We start from the raw sequence: 20,063 nt of genomic DNA, 5'->3' as shown, positions 1-20,063 counted from the left end.
CATTGGTGAAAATGAAGCGGCAGAAATAATCGGCACGGATTGAAACAGGACAATTCACAATTCCGGCTTGACAGAAACGCCACGTCTGCAATTATATAAACAGCTGTATAAATATTCACACGCATGTTTTGAAGAGGATCCCATGCAGCCCACAGAGCTAGAGCGCATTGCGCGCCAGATTCGCCTTCGCGACGTCCAGGCTGTTTTCGAAGCGGGTGCCGGCCATATCGGCGGAGAAATGTCGGCGATCGACATCATGACCGCCCTTTATTTCCGCGTATTGCGCATCTGGCCGGAAGAACCGAAGAACCCTGCCCGCGACCGTTTCGTGCTGTCGAAAGGCCACACCGCCTGCGCGCTTTATGTGACGCTCGCCAAACGTGGCTTTATCCCGGAAGAGGAAATCTCGACCTTCCTGCAACCCAATTCCCGCCTCAATGGCCACCCCAACTGCAACAAGGTGCCGGGGGTCGAGACCAATACCGGCCCGCTTGGCCACGGGCTTCCAGTTGCCGTCGGAATGGCCAAGGCGGCCAAGCTTTCGGGAGCGGATTACCATACCTATGTCATGACCGGTGATGGCGAGATGCAGGAGGGCTCCAACTGGGAAGCCATCATGTCCGCCGCGCAGTTCGAGCTTAACAATCTGACGCTTATCATCGACCATAACCGTTTCCAGCAGGGTGCTGCGATCTCGGAAACCAACGACGTCGCGCCGCTTCGCCCGAAGCTTGAAGCATTCGGCTGGGAGGTGAGCGAAATCAACGGCAACGCGATGGAAGAGATCGTTCCGGCGCTCGAACATCGAGGCAAGCGCCCGCATTGCATCGTTGCGCACACCAATAAGGGTCACGGCATTTCGTTCATGCAGGACCGCGTCGACTGGCACCACAAGGTTCCAAGCAAGGAACAATACGAAATTGCCGTCAAAGAACTTTCGGAGGCATTGTAATGAACGCGCCCGTAACCGCCGCCAAACTCTATGATTGCCGCGACGCCTTCGCCGAAACGCTGGAAGCGCTGGCCGCTGCAAACGACAGGGTCGTGGCCGTTTGCAACGATTCGGTCGGCTCCTCGAAGCTCGGCGGCTTCAAGTCGAAATTCCCCGAGCGCCTCGTCAATGTCGGCATTGCCGAACAGAACATGGTGGGCGTCGGCGCCGGCCTTGCCAATGGCGGCCAGCTTCCCTTCGTCTGCGGCGCATCCTGTTTTCTGACCGGTCGCGCGCTGGAACAGATCAAGGCAGACCTCGCCTATTCCAACGCCAATGTGAAGCTCATCGGCATCTCCTCGGGCATGGCCTATGGCGAACTGGGTCCGACACATCACTCGATCGAGGATTTCGCCTGGACCCGCGTTCTGCCGAACCTGCCGGTCATTGCCCCCTGCGACCGCATCGAAACGGCCGCCGCCGTCAAATGGGCTGCGGACTATGCCGGCCCCTGCTTCCTGCGCCTGTCGCGCGTCGGCGTGCCGGACCTTCTGCCTGACGGCCACGTCTTTGAACTCGGCCGCGCCAACCTGCTGCGCGAAGGTTCCGACATAACGCTGATCGCCAATGGCACGCTGACTCACCGCATCGTCAAGGCCGCCGATATTCTGGCCGGTCGTGGCATCAAGGCGCGTGTGCTTAACATGGCAACCGTGCGCCCGATCGACGAGGCGGCCATCATTGCCGCAGCGAAGGAAACCGGCGCAATCCTGACGGCTGAAGAACATTCGATCTTCGGCGGTCTAGGCTCTGCCATCGCCGAAGTTGTCGTCGATCATGCCCCCGTGCCGATGAAGCGCCTCGGCGTTCCAGGCGTCTTTGCCCATACCGGCTCGGCAGAATGGCTGCTCGATGAGTTTGGCATGGCACCCGCGGCCATCGCGGAGGCTGCAGCAGCGCTGCTCAAGAGAAAGTAAGTCTCCTCCCAGGGTCGTCGCGTGTCTTCGGATGCGCGGCGACACCCTTTGCAATATCGTCGTTTAATCACCGCAAGGCTGAAACGAAAAAACTGCCGACGAAAGAACTCAAGTGATGCGCGCCATTCTGTCCATCGATCAGGGCACCACCAATTCCAAGGCCATTCTCGTTTCTGAAACAGGAGAATTGCTGGCGCGCGGTTCATCGCCGGTCGGCATCACCTATCCGCAGCCCGGCTGGGTGGAGCAGGATCCGAACCGTATCTGGGCCTCGGTGCGCGAAGCGATTTCCGCCTGCCTGTCTTCGGCACCCTCTGCCGTCAGCATTGAAGCCATCGCCATTTCCAACCAGCGCGAATCGGTGACGATCTGGGACGGTGAAACCGGCGAGCCGCTCGGCCCGGTCTTGAGCTGGCAATGCCGCCGCACTGCGCAGGAATGCACCGATCTCATCGGCAAGGGCCATTCTGAACGTGTCATGGCGCTGACCGGCCTGCCCATTGACCCGATGTTTCCCGGCGCCAAGATGCGCTGGCTGTTGGAGCGTGCGCCGAAGGGCCGCAGCCTTCGCCTCGGCACCATCGATAGCTGGCTGATCCACTGCCTGACCAGCGGCAAGGTGCATGCCTGCGACGCCTCCAACGCGGCCCGAAGCCAGGTGCTCGATCTCAACCGGCAGGTGTGGAGCGAAGAGCTTTGTGACCTTTTTGGCATCGACATCAACGCCCTGCCCGACCCGCGCGACAGCAGCGGCGACTTCGGCGTGACATCAGGTGTTCCCGGCATCAAGGACGGCACGCCTATTCTGGCTGCCGTCGGCGACAGCCACGCCGCCCTCTTCGGCCACGGCGCCTTCAATCCCGGTGACGGCAAGGTGACGTTCGGCACCGGCTCATCGGTGATGACGACCCTGCCGCATTTCATCGCGCCAGAGCGCGGCATCACCACGACTGTTGCCTGGAGGATTAACGGCAAGCCGACTTTCGCCTTCGAGGGCAATATTCTTGTGTCTGCCGCCTCCCTGCCGTGGATGACGGACATTCTCGGCCTGCCAGATGTCGCATCTCTTGTGGAGCTTGCCGCGACCGCTGAACCAGATGGCCCCGGTTTCGTCCCGGCCTTTGTCGGCCTCGGCGCGCCCTATTGGGATTCCAATTGCCGCGCGCTGTTTTCGCAGATCAATTTCAGCACAAGTCGCGCGCAGATGGCCCGCGCCGTTACCGATTCCATCGCCTTTCAGGTTTATGACGTCTTCTCGACCATGCGCGCGCAGTCGCCCTCCGGCTTCGGACAGCTTTTCGTGGATGGCGGGCCGAGCCAGAACCGTTTCCTCATGCAATGCGTCGCCGACATGCTGGACCACCCCGTCATCCAGCGTGACGCGCCGGAAGCCTCCGCGCTTGGCGCGGCCTATCTTGCCGGCCTCGCCCTCGGTCTATGGAGCGATCTCGACGCCATCGCCGCGCTCAACAGTCACGGCAACGCCATCGCGCCTTCGTCCGGTGACGGCAGGCAACGGCTTGCCGTCTGGCGCGACGCGATTGCGCGCTCGACGTTACCTGTGACGTCGGGTAAGGGTGAATAAAAATTCACCCTGGAGGGCTTATGGGCAGGATCAACGAACTTCGGATGATATCCCGCGTGGCGCAGATGTATTTCAGCGAGCACAGGCGGCAGGCGGAGATTGCCGAACATCTCAATCTTTCGCAGGCCACCGTTTCGCGCATGCTGAAGCGTGCCGAAACGGAAGGTATCGTGCGCACCAGCATCATTCCGCCGCCCGGTACCTATAGCGATCTTGAAGCACAGCTTCGCGAACGCTTCGATCTGCCGGAAGCCATTGTTGTCGATTGCAGCGAGGATCGCGACGGCGCGATCATGGCCCGCATCGGCGAGGCTGCCGCGCATTTTCTCGAGGTGACGCTGTCGCAAAACGAGATCATCGGCGTTTCCAGCTGGAGCCAGACGATCTTCAAGATGGTGGAAAACATCCATCCGCTGAAGGGCGCCAAAGCGCGTTACATCGTCCAGACGCTGGGCGGCATGGGCGATCCTTCCGTGCAGACGCACGCGACCCAGATCACCACCCGGCTGGCGCGGCTGACGGAGGCCGAACCGAAATTGCTGCCGGTCCCCGGCGTCGCCACCTCTCGCGAGGCCAAGCTTTTGATGCTGGCCGATCCCTTCGTGCGCGAAACCATCGATCTTTTCGGTTCGATCACGCTCGCCATCGTCGGTGTCGGTGCCGTCGAGCCATCGGAGCTTCTTGCCCGTTCCGGCAATATCTTTTCCGCCAAGGAGCTTGCCGATCTGGCACAGGCGGGCGCCGTGGGCGATATTTCGCTCAGGTTCTTCGACAAGGACGGCAAGCCCGTCAAGACACCGCTCGATGACCGGGTCATAGGCCTTCCGCTGGAGAACCTCTCCAATGTCGACCGCGTCATTGCACTCGCCGGCGGCTCGAAAAAAACCGAGGCGATCGCCGGCGCGCTCCGAACCGGCGTGATCGATGTTCTCGTCACCGACAAGTTCACCGCCGAACGACTGGTCGGCACATAAACATAGCCATTATCCCATAAGGAGGAGAGATGAGGCGCTTTGAAGGTCAATCCGTATTCGTGACTGGAGGCAACAAGGGCATCGGTTACGGCATCGCCCGCCGTTTTGCCGAGGAAGGTGCGAAAGTCGCCATCGCCTCTGTCGACAAGGACACCAATGACGCCGCCAAAAAGCTGGCGGACGAAACCGGCTCAGTCACCCATGGCGTGATCCTCGATGTGCGGGATGCGGCGGCGGTGCGCGAGGCCTATGGCGCAGCCGAAGAGGCAATCGGTCCCCTTTCCATCTCCGTCCAGAACGCCGGCGTCATCACCATCTCCAAGATCGAGGAGCTGACGCAGGAACAGTGGGATTTCAACCTCGATGTCAACACCAAGGGCGCGTTCCTGTGCTGCCAGGAAGCGATCCGCCGCTTCCGCGCAAGTGGCACCAAGGGCCGCCTGGTTAACACCGCCTCCGGCCAGGCCCGTCAGGGATTTATCTATACCCCCCACTACGCCGCTTCAAAATTCGGCGTCGTCGGCCTCACGCAAAGTCTGGCAAAGGAACTGGCGCCCGAAGGCATCACCGTCAACGCCATTTGCCCCGGCATCATCCACACCGAAATGTGGGATTATAACGACCGAGTCTGGGGCCAGATGCTCGGTGACTACAAGCCCGGCGAACTCATGGCCGAATGGGTGCGCAACATTCCAATGCGCCGCGCAGGAACACCAGCCGAAGTGGCAGCCTTGGTGGCGTTTCTCGCCTCCGAGGATGCGGCCTACATCACCGGCCAGACAATTAATGTCGATGGCGGGCTGATCATGTCGTAGCACTCAACCAATCGATGACGGCATCTGCGTTCTTCTCTGGCGGATGGACCGGGTAAAAGACATGCTTGATAACGCCCGTTTCGATAATCATCGTGAGCCTCTTGAGCAGTGTCAGGCCTCCAGCCTGGAAAGTTGGAAGGCGAAGGGCTGACACCAGAAGGAGTGAATGATCGGAAAGCAGAGGAAACGGCAGGTGAAGCCGCTCTGCTGCCTCTCGCTGATACTCCGTGGTCTGCGTAGAAAGGCCAAACAGACGCGTTGCTCCCAATGCCTTCAGTTCAGCGAAATGATCACGGAAGGCACAGGACTGTGGTGTACATCCCCTCGCGCCGGGTATTGCGTCCCATCCGTCAATCGCCTTTCCTCCGGGCGGGCTTGTCCAGGGGTAAGCATAGACCACGGTTAACCCCGGCTCACGCAGATCGACGGTCGTGCCATCCGTCGCAGCCAAACAAATGCCAGGCAACTCCATCCCGGGTAAATGCCTGGCTGCTCCGTCGTCACGTGGGGTAACTAATTGCTCATCCCCGCCGGGTTCAATCATTGCCACCTCGTTGCTCTTCCTGTCTGTCGACGTTGCGAAGTTAGCCGATTTTCATACTACCGCAATGTCTTGTGCGCAGGTGCAAAGCTGCCGTAGCGATTCGCGCCTTCAGCCTTGATGGAATACGAACGCCACGCCTTCATTCGATTTGACAAAGTCACCGATTGCCAAGTCTCTGACCGATAGAGATGGCGGCAGCCGATAAAACGGAAACTAATTTTCCCGCTGAACCTTGCCTGCGTCGATACCGAATTCGCACTCTCGCAATGCCTGAACGCCTTGAACAGAACCGAACCGTTGATCGTACTACTGTAGACCTATCGCCCTCAAAGTTATCATTTACGCCAGCAGGGTGCCCGCCAGTCGAACGACGAATATAGTCGCCCGCCGGAGGTTCAGATCGACCACGCTGACATGGCCGAAGGGGCAATGTGTGGCAAAGCGCACGGTAAGCTTGCAATCGCACGGATGATGCCGGTCAGGATGAGAGATCTCCGTGCGATTGGGAAGACACAGGCCAACGGCCAATCAATACATGCTTTGTGCGGCGCTATGCAAATTGCAGCAGCGTGGTCATATTGCGATCGAAATACAGGAGAGGAGAGCGACCCTTATTGCCCTTCGCGAAATGAACGTCACACACAAATATCGTGTGCGTTCCCGATTGAAGCACCTCGTGAACTGAACAGCTGAAATGCGCGCATGCGCCTTCGAGCAAGGGCTGCCCCAGTTCGTCCGATGTCCATTCTCCCAGTTCGAAGCGCTTCTCTGGCGGCACTCTTCCACCAAACGCCCCAGCGATTTCACTATGCTCGCTCGAAAGGAGGTTCAGGCTTAGCCGCCCATTGTCTAGAATGGCCGCGTGCGCCGATGCCTTGGTATTCACGCAGACCAGCAGCCTTGGCGGCTCCTGGCAGACTGAGCAAGCTGCGGTGACGGTCAGGCCTGCACGTCCTGCGCTGCCGTCTGTTGTCACAACCTGCACCGCAGCTGCCATCATCGCCATGGCATCTTTGAAACTCAGTGCATCCGCTCGCGTTAGAGTATTTACCAACATTTTTCCATCCATGGATGAGGGACAAACGAGGACCCGGACAAAGCCGGGTCCGTGATGCCTTACTCGGCAGCGTCGAGGGACTGCCCGCTAAATGCGCTTCGATAGGAAGCGCCAGGATGATTTTCAGGGAGAAGCGATCCCCGCCCGAAAAGCTTTTCGCGGAGCGTTCCTTCCGCATATTCGCTTTGCGCAAGACCGCGTTGTTGAAGTACCGGCGTGACGTGATCGATAAAATCGACGAACGTGTCAGGGTGAAGTTGGCATATCATGTTAATGCCATCGACACCGGCATCCTGCCACTGCTCCAATTCATCCGCGATGGATTCGGGAGTTCCCACGATACGACAATTGTAGGAGAGCGCGTTTGCCAGATCCTTGACAGTCGCCTTCTCGCCCTCGGGCTTGCCCATCTCGATCATACGGGCATAACCCTGCAATCCATCCAGACCCGACTCGTCGATCGGCTTGTCAGGCTCCATGTGTGAAAGATCGACTCCCATGTCGCGGCTGACATGTGCGGCCAGACCCTCATAGCTGACCCATTCGTCAATTTCCCTCGCCTTGCGTTCTGCTTCCTCCATCGTGCTGCCGACAACGAAGGACAGTCCCTGGATGAACTTGAGATCGTCAGGGCCCCGCCCTGCCTGGCTGGCCACTTGCTTGGTGCCGGCGATGCCGATACGGGCTCCGTTCACATTTGGATAGAGCACGAATGTCCCTTCGGCATGCTGCGCCGCAAACTTGCTTCCGCGCTTCGAGGCGCCGGCCTGATATAACATCGGCGTGCGCTGTGGCGAGGGGCTGACGAGATGCGGCCCCTGCACCCTGTAGCGCTCACCCTGATGGTTGATGCGGTGCACCTTGGTATGGTCGCTGAAGACGCCGCTTTCCCTGTCCGCAATCATTGCATCTGCGTCCCAGGAACCCTCCCAGAGCTTATAAAGCACGTCCATATACTCATCCGCCCAGTCATAGCGCTGATCGTGGGGAACGATCTTGTCGAAACCGAAATTCCGTGCAGCGTTGTCGGTCACGCTCGTGACGATGTTCCAGCCGATGCGGCCACCGCTGATGTGATCGAGGGTCGATGCCTTCTTGGCAAACGCGAATGGGTGTTCGGAAAGAAGAGAACTCGTAAAGACAAGCCCCAGATCCGTCGTCACGCCCGCCAGAGCAGCGCAGAGCGTGAAGGTGTCGTTGCAAGGCATGTGAAGGCCTTGCTGGAAGTATGCATCCCACTTTCCGTCATAGGCGGGATCGATACCCAGGATATCGGCAAAGAAGATGGCGTCGAATTTGCCCTGCTCCAGCTTCTTGACGAGGTTTGCCCATGTCGCGAAATCGTTGAAATTGGCCAGCTCATTTTTCGGATGCCGCCACGTCCCGTGGTAGATGTGCGAAGGGACGTTCATGGTAAAGCAATTGAATATCAGACGCTTGCGCATAGCTTCTCCTGTTTGTTGTCTTTGTTCCCGGAAACAAGCCTATGCCGCAACGCAACATGCGTCTTGGCTCACAGTGAACAGTTTTTGTGCGCAAAGTGACACTGGCCATAAAGGCATTCATCATCTTCATGCCCGAAGACTGCGGAATGACCCCGGTTCGGGTCGATCGTGCCAGCAGACGAAGATTGCTTGGCATGTTTTTTGCGTCATCATTGCGACAATCGTCGCTGACGGAGGCGCTGGAAATGACTGTCTGGAACGCAACCGAATTGCCGCAAAAGGACCGTTTCCCTTTCTGGAAAGAGGTGCTCTGCCAGGAATACGTCGCTTTGAACTCGACAACAGAAGGCCATGCCCCGTTTTTCGGCCACGTTCGTGCCAAGCTGCTAAACTCGATCAACGTCACGACAATTTCGTCGAGCAGGCAAAAAATTCATCGCCGTAGGCAGGAAATCAGCCGAATGCCAGAACAGGTGTACTTCCTCAATCTACAAGTGGAAGGTCACTGCCGGATGATGCAGAACGGCAGGGAAGCGCTCTTGCAGCACGGTGATTTCTCGATCGTCGATTCGACCGAGCCATATATCAACGATTACTGCAGCGACAGTTGGACCCAGCATTCGTTCCGCATTCCCAAGGCAATTCTGCAGCCTCTTCTGAAGCAACCCGACAGACTGATGGCCACTAAAATAAGCAGCAGTGCTCCACTTGCGGGTCTTGCGACCGACTATCTGTCATCGATTGCGATGAATGCCGAGCATCTCGACGCCGCCGCGTCCTTATCCATCACCAACCATCTGGTGGAACTGGTTGCGCTGGTTCTCGGCGTATCCGATCGCGAGGGAGACCGAGCGAGGGGGACATTGCGCAATCAGCTCGCTTTTTCCCTAATCAACTACATCACTTCGCATGCGGCAGACCCGGCACTGACACCGGCGAAGGCAGCCGATCATTTCCGCATTTCGGTTCGCTATGTTCACCGACTGCTGGAAGACAGCGGCGAGACATTTAGCCAGTTCTTGCTTCGGCAAAGGTTGCAAAAATGCGCGGACGATCTGCGTACCAAACGTGGCAGCTCTATTGGAGAGATCGCTTTCCGATGGGGATTCAATGACCTCTCGCATTTCAGCCGATCGTTTCGGAACCAGTTCGGTGTCGCGCCACGCGAATATCGAGTGCAGTAGTGCAAAGCAAGCAGCACCCGTTTGACGTAGACGGGTTCGTGGACGGTGGATAGCGACGGAATTACCGCGGCCGGCGACTTGTCTTAACCCTCGACAGGATCAAAACCATCAAATCCTCAGTTGAGTGGTAATGAATGTGTAAATTTTCTAATCTGGGGACGACCTGCTCTTCGGAATTGCCGGCTTGAACAGGCCGTCTTGGCAGCTTTGCGCCAAGAGGCGGACATCCGTCGAAGCCTTCAGGATGATCCGCGCCGTGACCCTATAGCCATTCGTAAGTCTCCCAGCGTTTGTCGCGATGGGCGCGGTGGCGGCGAACGGCTGCCATCCGCAGGTTCAGACTATCAAAAAACTAAACAGTGAGCTCTCTTCGGACGATCTCAGCTCCTGCGCTCAAGGAATTCAGCTTGTCTCTTGCCACACGACGAGAAAGGGGGCCATGCCGCAATTGGTGCAGGGGCAAAGTTTATCTGCGTCGACAAACTTAAGCGCCTTGCGCAGCGTTGCAGCGACTTCCTCCGGGGTTTCGATGGTATCGCTTGCCACATCGATGGCCCCAACCATCACTTTCTTACCTCGAACAAGTTCCAGAAGATCCATTGGGACATGAGAATTGTGGCATTCGAGGGAGATCATACCGATGCCGGATTTCTGCAGCCTGGGGAGACTTTCCTCATACTGCCGCCATTCTGACCCGAGTGTCTTTTTCCAATCCGTATTGGCCTTTATGCCGTAACCATAGCAGATATGGACGGCGGTCTCGCACTTCAGCCCTTCAATTGCCCTGTCCAAAGTGGCGACACCCCAGTCATTCACATCGTCAAAGAAAACGTTGAACGCAGGTTCGTCGAACTGGATGATATCGACGCCGGCAGCCTCCAATTCCTTTGCTTCCTCGTTGAGTATCCCGGCAAATTCCCAAGCAAGCTTTTCACGGCTCTTATAATGGCCGTCAAAGAGAGTATCGATCATCGTCATCGGACCCGGCAAAGCCCATTTGATGGGTTGCTTGGTCTGCTGGCGCAAAAACTTGGCGTCTTCGACGAACACGGACTTCTGGCGAGACACGGCGCCGACGACTGTCGGGACACTCGCATCGTAGCGATCGCGAATTCTGACTGTCTCGCGTTTTGCAAAATCGACCCCGTCGAGGTGCTCGATGAAAGTCGTGACGAAATGTTGGCGTGTTTGCTCGCCATCACTGACGATGTCGATGCCGGCCTGTTGCTGATCGTCCAGTGAAAGGCGCAGGGCATCTCTCTTGCCTTCCAGTAATTCCTCGCCCTCCAGCTTCCAGGGCGACCACAGTTTTTCGGGCTGCGCAAGCCAGGAGGGTTTCGGCAGGCTGCCAGCGGTCGATGTGGGGAGAAGTTTCTTCACGATGGGACCTCTTCTAAGTGATGCTCAGGCGGGGCGGTGAGCAAACAATTGCTCAAGGACGGCGCGGTATGGCTTGATGAAGTGTTTTTCGGTGAACTTACCCTGATCCACCGCCAAGCGATTTCGTTCGTCGCGATCGTAAATGACCCTGGTCAGCGAATAGTCCTGGTGCTTCAGGTTGGGCTGATAAAATGTCCCGGCTGCTGCGTTCGCATTGTAGATTTCGGGACGATAAATTCTCTGAAACGTTTCCATCGTGCTGATGACGCCGATTAGCTCAATATTGGAGTAGTCGCCCAGCAAGTCCCCAACAAAGTAGAAGGCCAACGGCGCAACGCTGCCTGCAGGCATGAAGTAGCGAACCTGCAATCCCATTTTCCCGAAATACTGGTCGGTGGACGAGAACCCATTCTGCCGGTATTCGACGCCCATCACGGGGTGATGATTTTCGGTCCGGTAATAGGTCTTGCTGGTCGAGGCGCTGATGCAAATGACCGGCGGCTTGCGAAAGTGCGAGCGGTAGGCATCCGACCGCAGAAAAGACTTGAACAGGTTTCCATGCAGGTCGCCGAAGTCGGCCGGAATGCTGAAGGCAGGAACGCTCTTGTTATGCTCCGGCAGCACAATGCTGAAGTCGTAGTCTCGCACATAGGAGGAGAAGTTATTCCCCACAATGCCGTCGATACGTTCACTGGTTTTGTGATCGATGATCGTCGTCTTCAGTATCTCGATGAGGGGAAATTTTTCACCTGCGACATCGAAGCTCATGTCGACCGAAATGATCTCCAACTCTACCGAGTATCGGTCCGATTTGGGATTATCCCAGTGAGCGAGGGCGTTGAAGCGGCTGTCGATCATGCGCATGACATTGCGCAGGTTTTCCTGCCGCTTTTTGCCCCTGGCCAGATTGGCGAAATTGGTGGTGATGCGCGTATTTTCTGAAGGACGATAGTCCTCATCGAAGGGTACGCTCGTGATCGTAGAAATGCAGGTCTGAGACATGTTGTGCCCCTATAAAGTTGGGGGCATGGGTCTGCGGACGCATAGCAAGACAGGCCGCGACAATGCAGCCTTTGCTACGGCACACTGGGACACCCCGCCCGTGGACGTTATTTCACCAAAGGCAGGTCTCCTGGCTCACGGATCATCACTTCCGTCCGTCTTCCCGGGGTAAACCAGTGACATGTTGGACTTCAGCTCGCCGCTTACAGTTGCGGGGGCAGCGTCGGCTTTTCCGCATGACACGGAGCACCGACTTCCCTCTTAGCCCCGGCACGTTGCGTGCAACGACTGGGGAACCTTAGGCGTGGCGACCATATTGTAAGCCACGTCATCGGTCAACATCATATAACGATATCTTTATGTCCTTAAGTCTACGTTTCCATTGTCGGTTCCGACCGAGTAGGTTGCATTCGGCGTTGTCAGGCGATTCTCACATACGCGGACCTGTCCGTGGCAAACGTCTCGCTCCACGCAGTTGAAAGGATCAGACCACACCACGAATAGTTCCTAGCGCGGGAGCAGCCTGGTGATACCGTCTAGGCGCCCAGAGCGCGTTCCGCCAGACTTAGTCGCTCCAGAAGAGCCAGTACGTCGATCGACGGTTCAGGAGGCAATTGGGGCAGCTAGAAGGCGCGCATGATTTCGCCTGCCACAGGCGTTTCATTGAAGCGGCCTCGCCGGAGGTTGGGATGCTATTCGAACATGCCCTACTGTGCCGGCGCAGCGCTAATAAAGGAATCGGCGTTTGAATTAAATAGCGAATGAGCGAAGGCAAGCACCCTTAAATTGCGGGCCGATAACATCACGGACGCGTATCCGCATCAGCACCGCCGAATTTGTGCTCGGGCCTTCGAACCGCCCCATGTCGTTGAAGGTGCACAGGAAGTTCCGATCCGCACCGGGCATCTGACAGGTCTGGCAGTGGGCGGTATTCGGCTTCGTTAATCGTACCGTCAGGCTTGAATCACTGGAACTGCTAGTCGGCAGTCAACGTTACGGTTTCACGCTTTTCGCCGCTTTCAGCAGCGTCATGCGTCCCCGTTTCCAATCTCCGGCGCAACGGCCTGGAGCAATATCCTCCTGCTGCCGCCGAGACGGACAGTTATCCCTCACAAAGACGAATACAACCGCTTTTTCGAAGAAAAGGGTTCCAGCCTTTCGCTGCAAGGATTGCCCAGGCAGTGGCGCCAACATGCGGCAACCTGAAATATTTGAAGTCGGCAAATGTCGAGGTCGGCCCGATCATCAGCCCGGTCGTCAGTTCGTCCCCGACTGTCGCGTAGATCAGGTTATCGGGAGATATTTGTGCGGCGATGGTGGCAAGCAGTGCCTCGGCCCGCTCGGCATCGCCGACCTGCTGAAATGTCAGCGCGGCCTGGGCCGTACCTTCCAGCCACACACCATCCCGATCGTCGTTAAAATCAAAACCTCCCGCAACCGCATAATGCCGATCAACCCAATGCAGAACACGCCCACTGCGGCCCCGAAACTCCGGCACGGCGAGAATGGGCCAGAGCTCGGAATCTATTCCGGACTGGCTCGAGTTGGGTGTGTCGCTTCCGGGTTGGCTGCCGACGTAAAACCGTCCCTGCTGCTCATTCCACATCGCATCAAGAAATTTGCGTGTTTTGTCCCGCATCGCCTGCCAGGCGCGCGCTCCCTCAATTTCGGCGAGCCAACCCGCAACGGCATATACATCGAGATTATGTTCCGTCGATTTCCACTCGAGTTTTGCCGGTGCAGGCTCATGACCGAATGTGCCACCTGTGTAGCCGATATCGCGGACGCCCGCCGTATGCGCATCGATCCAGCGCATGAGTTTGGTCGCAGCCTGTACATAGGACGGATTGCTTGATCGTTCACCGGCTGTAAGAAGCGCAAGTGCCGCCCAGGCCAGATTGCCCGTCGCGCTGCCGACCTGATAGTCATCCTCGACCCACGTCTTGCTGGCCTCACTCCAGAAACCGGGCAAAAGCATAGCATCATTTTCGTTCGCAACGGGGCCGGAACGGTAGGCGTTGCGCAGGCGGCCATCGCTATAATAGCGATCGTTGTTGACGGCGAGCAGCAGCGCATCGGCAACCCTTTTTGCCTCGGTATCGTTGCCACAGGAAAAAAGGGCGATCGTCGCCAGGGCATTGTCATAGGTGAAACCCGCATTTGAAAGAGCGGGATCAAGCGCTTTACCGCCCGGTGCAGGCTCAAAGCTCCGAAATACGAAGGGGGTGGTGGATTTGTCCATCTTCCCAACGAGACCCGCACACAAACTAACAGCAAGGCGGTCGCGAACTGATCCGGAACCGGTGCGCCCATCGCCAGCAGCGACCACTCCTGTTGTGAAGCAGGTCATGAGAACTGTCGCGATGATCGATTTGACAGACATGAGTTTCCCATTTGGTGCGCGCTTTTCCAAATAACCCCGCCTCTAGCTTGCGATTTACGTCGAGCACGGCCCCGGGTTTGGCGCGAATTGTCTTAGCTGAAGGCCCTTGCGAGAAACATCTGCATGGACTTCAGGAGGTCGCCCTGTTCCGCGACATTTTCGGGCGCATTGCGGAAAAGCAGCCTCAAGATTGCACGATGCTGGTCGGCAGTAGGGGTGAGAGTGAATTTGCCGGGCGTTTGCGAGACTTTCGTTGCATCGATCTGCAGCCAGCCCACCTCGGGCACGTACAGGGACTCTGCCTCGGCGTAAGACCGGTTGAAATCCGCCAGGGTCGCGGTTTCGGTCGAAAGCGCCACGATCCGTACCGCCTTCACCTCGCTTGCGCATTGCAAACGGCCTTCGAGATCCACGCCGATCGGCTCTTCCTTGTCGACACGTGGTAATTCAATGCAGCAGATGAGGCTGGTGAAGGCAATCACCATAGCGACCGCCGACCAGATGAGGTTGAGACAATCTCGCGCCGAAAATTCTACAGGGGCGTCCCATGCGTAAACGGCGAGCAGAACTGAAACCGCGGAGGTGACGGTGACGATTGCGAAAAATAGCGCTGTAGGCCCATGAATGCGCACCTGTGACCGGTCACCACCTTTCTCCGTGACTTTAAAGGGACGTCCGAAGGGTTTGCGCATAGCCTGAAACAAGGTGATGGTGATGGGAACAGCGGTCAGCGCATGCGTCACTTCGGTGAACAGCGGTAGGGTGCGTTTTCCCGATATCCAGGTGGAGTAGGCCCAAAACAAAGCCAGTGACGACAGTCCAAATTTCATGAACATCAGCTCGTCGGCCTGGAGGGCGGAAACGCCTGTCAGCCAGTAGATCGATGGTGCCAGCAACAGGCAGAGAATGAAAGGCTTCGACAGCCAGCAAAACAGCCCGTGCAGATAATGCAGCCTTTGTGTCAGCGTGAACTTGCCACGCCACAATGGTCCCGTCCGCAGAAGGCCGATCTGAATGGTGCCCAGGCACCACCGCGTGCGTTGCGTGATATATTCTGGCAGGCCCTCAGCCGATAGACCGACACTGAGTTTTTCGTTGAGCCAGCGTGTGACGTAACCTCGCTCCATCAGGCGGTAGGTCAGCAGCATATCTTCGGAAAGTGCATCATGCGGAAACCCGCCGAGCTCGTTGACCGCCGCACGCCGCACGACAAAACTCGTCCCGACGCAGAAAGCGCAACCGACCGCGTCCTTGGCCGGCTGGAATACATCAAAGAATACACGTTGATCATCGACGAAGGAATTGCGGATGCCGAGGTTGTGCTGGATTGGGTCGCAATTAAAGTAAAATTGCGGTGTCTGCACAACCGCTACCTTGGGATCGGCGAAAAGACCGGTTACGCGACGAAGGAAGTTGGCCTGTGGCGCGAAGTCCGCATCCAGAACCATGATGAAATCGGAAACCTGTGGCAGCGCATTGGTGTGTTCAAGTGCATTGTTCAGATTTCCCGCCTTGGCATGTCTATTGTCCGGGCGCGTCACATAATTGACGCCGACCGTCTCGCAATAGTCCCGCACTTCCGGCCTGCGCGTGTCGTCGCAGACAAAAACACGAAGCTGCGGATATTGCATGGCCTGGGCCGCGATAACCGACTTCTCAAGGACATTCAAAGGTTCGTTGTAGGTGCAGATAAAGACGTCGACGAGTGGCGCATCGGAATTATTTGCAATCGCGGCTTCCCCTCTATCAGCCAGAAAAGACCAGTCCGTCCGCCTCGTCAGGATCAGGATCGAGCCGATGGCGTAAAGAACGGAGATCAGCTCGAAGGTGAAATAAATGTAATTCCAGGCAGTCTCCAGAGAAAGCTCGAAGGGTGGCAGCGTATCGGTGGCGCGCCAAAATATGTAAAGGCCAAGAGACAGCAGCATAATCGCACTGAAGGCCAACCGGTCCAGGACCCTGCGCGGGTCGGCCAGTATGGTAAACAGGATCGCGCAAAGGGCGATGACAAGATTGACGTAGAGTACCGACTGAACATCGCCATCAGGGCTGAAATACATCGACTTATCCTCATGGTTGGTCAGGCGCGCGGCACGCCGCGCGTGAATGAGGTTGCTTCGAGTGTCTTAAACAGGTGGTGGGTCGCCCTGCGGGTTTGCGTCGCACTCCCGCAGGGGCCCGTCCAATCCATGCGGGTGTCAGGATTGGGTGCGCGGTGCCTTTCCGGTGGCATCCGTATTGCCGAAAGGGTGCTGGGTGATGATATCGGGCTGATGTGCCCGGCCAGGCACGTCCGGCCGCTGTTGTGGCCACTCGATACCAGTGTGTGCGGATAGCGTATCACGCGACGTTTCGATCAGTGCCCATGCGGCCTGCCTGACATCCGGCAATTCGCTGACGGAGGTCTTTGCAAACTGGAACAGGCTGGCTGATGCTTCATGCACATAGTTCCGGGTTTTGCCGAGCCACTCGCGCGGCAGGCTCACACTTACCCACGTGCCGACCGAACAGGCGCCGTTCTCGGTCAATTTTTCCTGTGCCCTGCTGTCCATGCGAATATAGGCGTAGAGCTCTCGCCGCTCTGTTGGTGGAAAGGGCACGGCATAATCAAGGTCGACACGTTCGGTAGTACGCGGCACCAGGCGCTCCACCACCCCATCGGATTCTTCCGCCCAGGCATCGGAACTCACCTTCACCCGAGAACCGACGGAAAGCGCCTGTGCCTGACGCTCTGAAAAAATCGCCACGACGAAAGCGTTGCGGCAGTCAAGCGCCTCCGCCAGCGTGTCGCCTGCAACCACTTCACGGCCGGTCGCAGCCACGGGCTTGTAGAGCGTTGTGCCCGGTGGAATGGAAAGATCGGCGCGGGTCAGCCTTTCAATACGTGCGCTCTCCGCCGATGCCAGCGTTTCGAGCTCGCTTTTGCGCGTCTGCATGGTGGTCATCTGCATCCGGATCTGCAGCAGATCTGCGGACCGTGTGCGAATTTCCTGCTGAAGATTTTGCAGCGATTGCAAATCGGAGCCGATATAGATGCCTTGGCGCGCGAAGTTCATTTCCTTGGTGAGTTTGTCAACGGCGACTTTGGCAGCTTGCAGCTTTGTATCTTCAAGTTGTATTGTGTCCGCTATATCCTCTCCGATTCCAGAATACATCCCCTTCGCCATCAGCTTCTGTTTTCGCGTGGCTTCCGCTTTTGCAATTCGGGTCGAATAGGTCACCATCTGCAAGGCTGCATTGGCTGCCTGTAGGTCAGACTCGGTTCTTTGCAGTAACGCCGTCTGCTGACTGGCAAGATCCCTGTTCAAATCGTCGATGCGGTTTGCATAGTCGCCAATAATTCCGTTCTTCTGGCGAAGTTCATTATCGAGTGCTGCCAATTGCACCTTCAGGCCGATGAGCGTGGTATTGTCGACCTTGTCGTTTTCAATAGCAGCCTTACCGTTCTTGTCGGATATCTTTACCACACCGCTGATCGGTGTCGTCAGCGGAATGACTGGTGCATTGATGAGGGCGCGGTTCGTCTGGGATGTGAAGACCGGCGGAAACACAGAAGATGAAAACACCGTGGCGACAACGCCAAGGACAGTATAGGAGGCCAGCTTCACCGACGCACTTTGGCGCACTTCTTTGTCTCTATTGCGGAACAGCATGATATCAACTCCTGTTTTGTTGAACAGCCTTTCCTCCCGCAGTATTAAAATAGTTCACCAAGTTTTTTTGCGACGCAACATCGTTAAGATTGCATTAATAAATTTTTCGATATCGCCTAAATCATAGGCATCTGCCAGCGTTGAAGTCGCAAAAACTCGTCCACGAAAAACTACAGAGCTAAATTTCAATCGTTTCGTATCAGCTGTGCCTTTTAAATGGCATCTGGTTACTATGCGGGCTCTCACCCGGCCGCCCAGGTTGCAACCTATAGAAGCATCCGCTTGCCCAAGGCAGCGGCACGAGTCTGGTTTTCTATATCCAACTTTCGATAGGCCGGCGTCCACAGGTCAGTATTCGCGGTAGCCCAAAAGGGGCCGGAACAAGATCTGGTCCTGGCAACACGCCAAGCTGTGACATTCGGCATGGCGTCGGTTCCGCCTTCGCCGGGTACGGCGAAGGCTCTGCGAAGAGCAGATTGCTGCTGGGCATCACAAGCATCAATGGCGAGCCGATCAAATCAGCTGCAATACGCAAGCGCTTGGCGGCGTAAAAACTTGATTGCAAATTTCATCTTATCTTGATTTGATTCCGAGCCAATGGTAGCAGCGTTTTCATGGAAAGCGCAAAACACCCTGAAATCCTCGAGACCTTTATGGGCGTACGCTCTCGTCTGATGCGCGTCATCTACCGTCGGGTCCATTGCCCGGCGACAACTGCCGATCTCCTTCAGGATACTTTTCTTCGCTTTTGGGAACGGCCGGGCCTGTTACGTGATGTTGTCGACCTGGCAGCCTATTTCATCATTACCGGCCGCAATCTTGCGCTTGATCACGAACGCCGCCGCAAGATCGCCCCCTTTGTCGACGGGATCGAAGGCCTTGAATCCATTCGTGATCCCGCACCATCTGCGGAAGCAGCTACCATCAGCCGTCAGGAACTGCTTCGCGTTCAGGCCGCACTGGAACACATGCCTGCCCGCGCCCAGCAGGTTTTTATCCTCGCTCGTATTGACGGCCTGACATATGTCGAGATTGGCGAACGACTGGGAATATCGCCCAAAACGGTCTTTGGTCACATGGTCGTGGCGCTTGAGCGGTTGCGTGCAGAGGTCAACTACGAGCGCTAAAAGTCGCATGGCGGCTAAGAATGAGGCGGCGGATGCAGGATTTTTCCCTTCAGGAGCACTGTCCTGACAATGATCCAGACATATCACGCCGTGCAGCCGAATGGTTCGCGCTGCTTCTCGATGACAGCGCGACACCACTCGACCGTGCCAATTTCAGGGTTTGGCTCGAACAAAGCCCGGCCCATGCGAGAGCCTATGCCGAACTGGAGCGTTTGTGGCTTGGAGCCTCGGCCCTGCCAGAGGTATCAAGCCCTGCATCTGTCAGACGGCGAAAAATCCTCAAATCCGGCGGTGCACTTGCTATCCTGACCGCCGCCGGGCTTGGGACGCACGCATATTTAAGGCAGCAAACAGATTACCGGACGGGTGTCGGAGAGACCGCGCGCTTTTCCTTGCCCGACGGATCGGTTGCCGAACTGTCGACGGCGAGTGCCATATCGTTAAATTTCACGGCGGGCCAGCGACACGTCATTTTACAACAAGGCGAAGCGTTTTTCACGGTCGCTCGGGACGCTGCTCGACCGTTCTCTGTTGATTGTAGGGACCTTAGAGCTTTAGCGCTTGGCACTCAGTTTTCCGTTGGGATGCATGAGGAAGGTATCGTCGTTGCGGTTGCAGAACACACGGTAAAGGTCTCATCGTTGAGCCAAGAGCGGATCGTCCAGGAGGGACAGTCCGTGCTTTTCGCCAATGACAAACTGTCGGTGCCATCACAGACGGATATTGAGACGAGACTTTCGTGGCGAAGCGGAAGGCTCGTTTTCATCTCGGCTCCGTTCGAGGATGTCGTTGCTGCCCTGTCAAAATGGCGCTACGGCAAGATGATTGTCATGGACAGAGCCTTGGCCCGCCGGCCGATCAGCATCATCGTGGACGTGCGCAGGGCCGGTCGGATACTGGAAAGTCTGGAGCACGGCCTGCCTATCCGTATTGCGAGCTACTCGCCTTTGCTGACGTTGATCTATCCGCAATAAAAAATCAAAAAATCGACCGAGGTTTTTTCCAA

The 20,063-nt window shown here is 56.9% G+C and carries 15 protein-coding genes, 2 pseudogenes and 1 riboswitch; of the genes and pseudogenes, 8 read left to right on the top strand and 9 right to left on the bottom strand.

Annotated elements, in window-relative coordinates; all coding sequences use genetic code 11:
- The first annotated feature begins 142 nt into the window (after positions 1 to 142).
- From J5276_RS27465 to J5276_RS27445, 5 genes are all read left to right on the top strand, one after another.
- Positions 143 to 952, top strand: coding sequence for a transketolase (locus tag J5276_RS27465; RefSeq protein WP_076844245.1), 810 nt, complete (start codon positions 143 to 145; stop codon positions 950 to 952).
- Positions 952 to 1,908: a transketolase family protein gene (locus tag J5276_RS27460; protein WP_003517089.1), complete on the top strand. Its 957-nt coding sequence runs from the start codon at positions 952 to 954 to the stop codon at positions 1,906 to 1,908. The genes J5276_RS27465 and J5276_RS27460 overlap by 1 nt, the downstream gene beginning before the upstream one ends.
- A gap of 115 nt (positions 1,909 to 2,023) precedes the next feature.
- On the top strand, positions 2,024 to 3,493 hold the full coding sequence (locus J5276_RS27455; RefSeq protein ID WP_076844247.1) for an FGGY family carbohydrate kinase: 1,470 nt from the start codon (positions 2,024 to 2,026) through the stop codon (positions 3,491 to 3,493).
- Between the two features lie 20 nt (positions 3,494 to 3,513).
- Positions 3,514 to 4,467, top strand: coding sequence for a sugar-binding transcriptional regulator (locus tag J5276_RS27450; RefSeq protein WP_019565848.1), 954 nt, complete (start codon positions 3,514 to 3,516; stop codon positions 4,465 to 4,467).
- A gap of 29 nt (positions 4,468 to 4,496) precedes the next feature.
- Positions 4,497 to 5,282 carry an SDR family oxidoreductase gene (locus J5276_RS27445; protein ID WP_003517095.1) on the top strand — a complete coding sequence of 262 codons (786 nt, stop codon included), beginning with the start codon at positions 4,497 to 4,499 and terminating at the stop codon, positions 5,280 to 5,282.
- Here J5276_RS27445 and J5276_RS27440 read toward each other — a convergent pair.
- The 3 genes from J5276_RS27440 to J5276_RS27430 form a co-directional block, all read right to left on the bottom strand.
- A complete protein-coding gene (locus J5276_RS27440) occupies positions 5,272 to 5,826 on the bottom strand; it encodes a peroxiredoxin (RefSeq protein WP_076844251.1) in 555 nt (184 codons plus the stop codon). The genes J5276_RS27445 and J5276_RS27440 overlap by 11 nt on opposite strands.
- 550 nt (positions 5,827 to 6,376) lie before the next feature.
- The gene (locus J5276_RS27435; RefSeq protein ID WP_076844253.1) at positions 6,377 to 6,883 is read right to left on the bottom strand and encodes a flavin reductase family protein; all 507 of its coding nucleotides are present in this window, start codon (positions 6,881 to 6,883) and stop codon (positions 6,377 to 6,379) included.
- A gap of 59 nt (positions 6,884 to 6,942) precedes the next feature.
- A complete protein-coding gene (locus J5276_RS27430) occupies positions 6,943 to 8,328 on the bottom strand; it encodes an LLM class flavin-dependent oxidoreductase (protein ID WP_141194238.1) in 1,386 nt (461 codons plus the stop codon).
- An 86-nt stretch (positions 8,329 to 8,414) separates the two neighbouring features.
- Between J5276_RS27430 and J5276_RS27425 the strand changes: the two genes are divergently transcribed.
- The gene (locus J5276_RS27425) at positions 8,415 to 9,512 is read left to right on the top strand and encodes a helix-turn-helix domain-containing protein (protein WP_255610361.1); all 1,098 of its coding nucleotides are present in this window, start codon (positions 8,415 to 8,417) and stop codon (positions 9,510 to 9,512) included.
- Between the two features lie 352 nt (positions 9,513 to 9,864).
- Here J5276_RS27425 and J5276_RS27420 read toward each other — a convergent pair.
- From J5276_RS27420 to J5276_RS27400, 6 genes and pseudogenes are all read right to left on the bottom strand, one after another.
- Positions 9,865 to 10,892, bottom strand: a pseudogene (locus tag J5276_RS27420) (methionine synthase).
- A gap of 24 nt (positions 10,893 to 10,916) precedes the next feature.
- The gene (locus tag J5276_RS27415) at positions 10,917 to 11,894 is read right to left on the bottom strand and encodes a DUF1852 domain-containing protein (RefSeq protein ID WP_209159960.1); all 978 of its coding nucleotides are present in this window, start codon (positions 11,892 to 11,894) and stop codon (positions 10,917 to 10,919) included.
- A 102-nt stretch (positions 11,895 to 11,996) separates the two neighbouring features.
- Positions 11,997 to 12,210: riboswitch (cobalamin riboswitch) on the bottom strand.
- Between the two features lie 194 nt (positions 12,211 to 12,404).
- Positions 12,405 to 12,532, bottom strand: a pseudogene (locus tag J5276_RS30605) (Fic family protein); the annotation flags it as partial.
- Positions 12,533 to 12,996: 464 nt separating this feature from the next.
- Positions 12,997 to 14,277 (bottom strand): hypothetical protein, encoded by a 1,281-nt coding sequence (locus tag J5276_RS27410; RefSeq protein WP_112651529.1) that lies wholly within the window; start codon positions 14,275 to 14,277, stop codon positions 12,997 to 12,999.
- A 92-nt stretch (positions 14,278 to 14,369) separates the two neighbouring features.
- Complete coding sequence (locus J5276_RS27405; protein ID WP_209159959.1) at positions 14,370 to 16,337, bottom strand: glycosyltransferase family 2 protein; 1,968 nt, start codon at positions 16,335 to 16,337, stop codon at positions 14,370 to 14,372.
- Between the two features lie 138 nt (positions 16,338 to 16,475).
- Entirely contained in the window at positions 16,476 to 17,930 is a 1,455-nt protein-coding gene (locus J5276_RS27400) for an HlyD family secretion protein (RefSeq protein ID WP_209159958.1), read from the bottom strand.
- 614 nt (positions 17,931 to 18,544) lie between these two features.
- Here J5276_RS27400 and J5276_RS27395 point away from each other — a divergent pair.
- Together J5276_RS27395 and J5276_RS27390 are read left to right on the top strand one after the other, a co-directional pair.
- Complete coding sequence (locus J5276_RS27395) at positions 18,545 to 19,057, top strand: RNA polymerase sigma factor (RefSeq protein ID WP_209159957.1); 513 nt, start codon at positions 18,545 to 18,547, stop codon at positions 19,055 to 19,057.
- A gap of 32 nt (positions 19,058 to 19,089) precedes the next feature.
- Positions 19,090 to 20,031 (top strand): FecR family protein, encoded by a 942-nt coding sequence (locus J5276_RS27390; protein ID WP_209159956.1) that lies wholly within the window; start codon positions 19,090 to 19,092, stop codon positions 20,029 to 20,031.
- The last annotated feature ends 32 nt before the right edge of the window (positions 20,032 to 20,063 follow it).

It is taken from the genome of Agrobacterium sp. S7/73 (assembly GCF_019355535.1).
Classification (GTDB): Bacteria; Pseudomonadota; Alphaproteobacteria; order Rhizobiales; family Rhizobiaceae; genus Agrobacterium; species Agrobacterium tumefaciens.
This window is presented reverse-complemented; position numbering and strand designations above follow the sequence as displayed.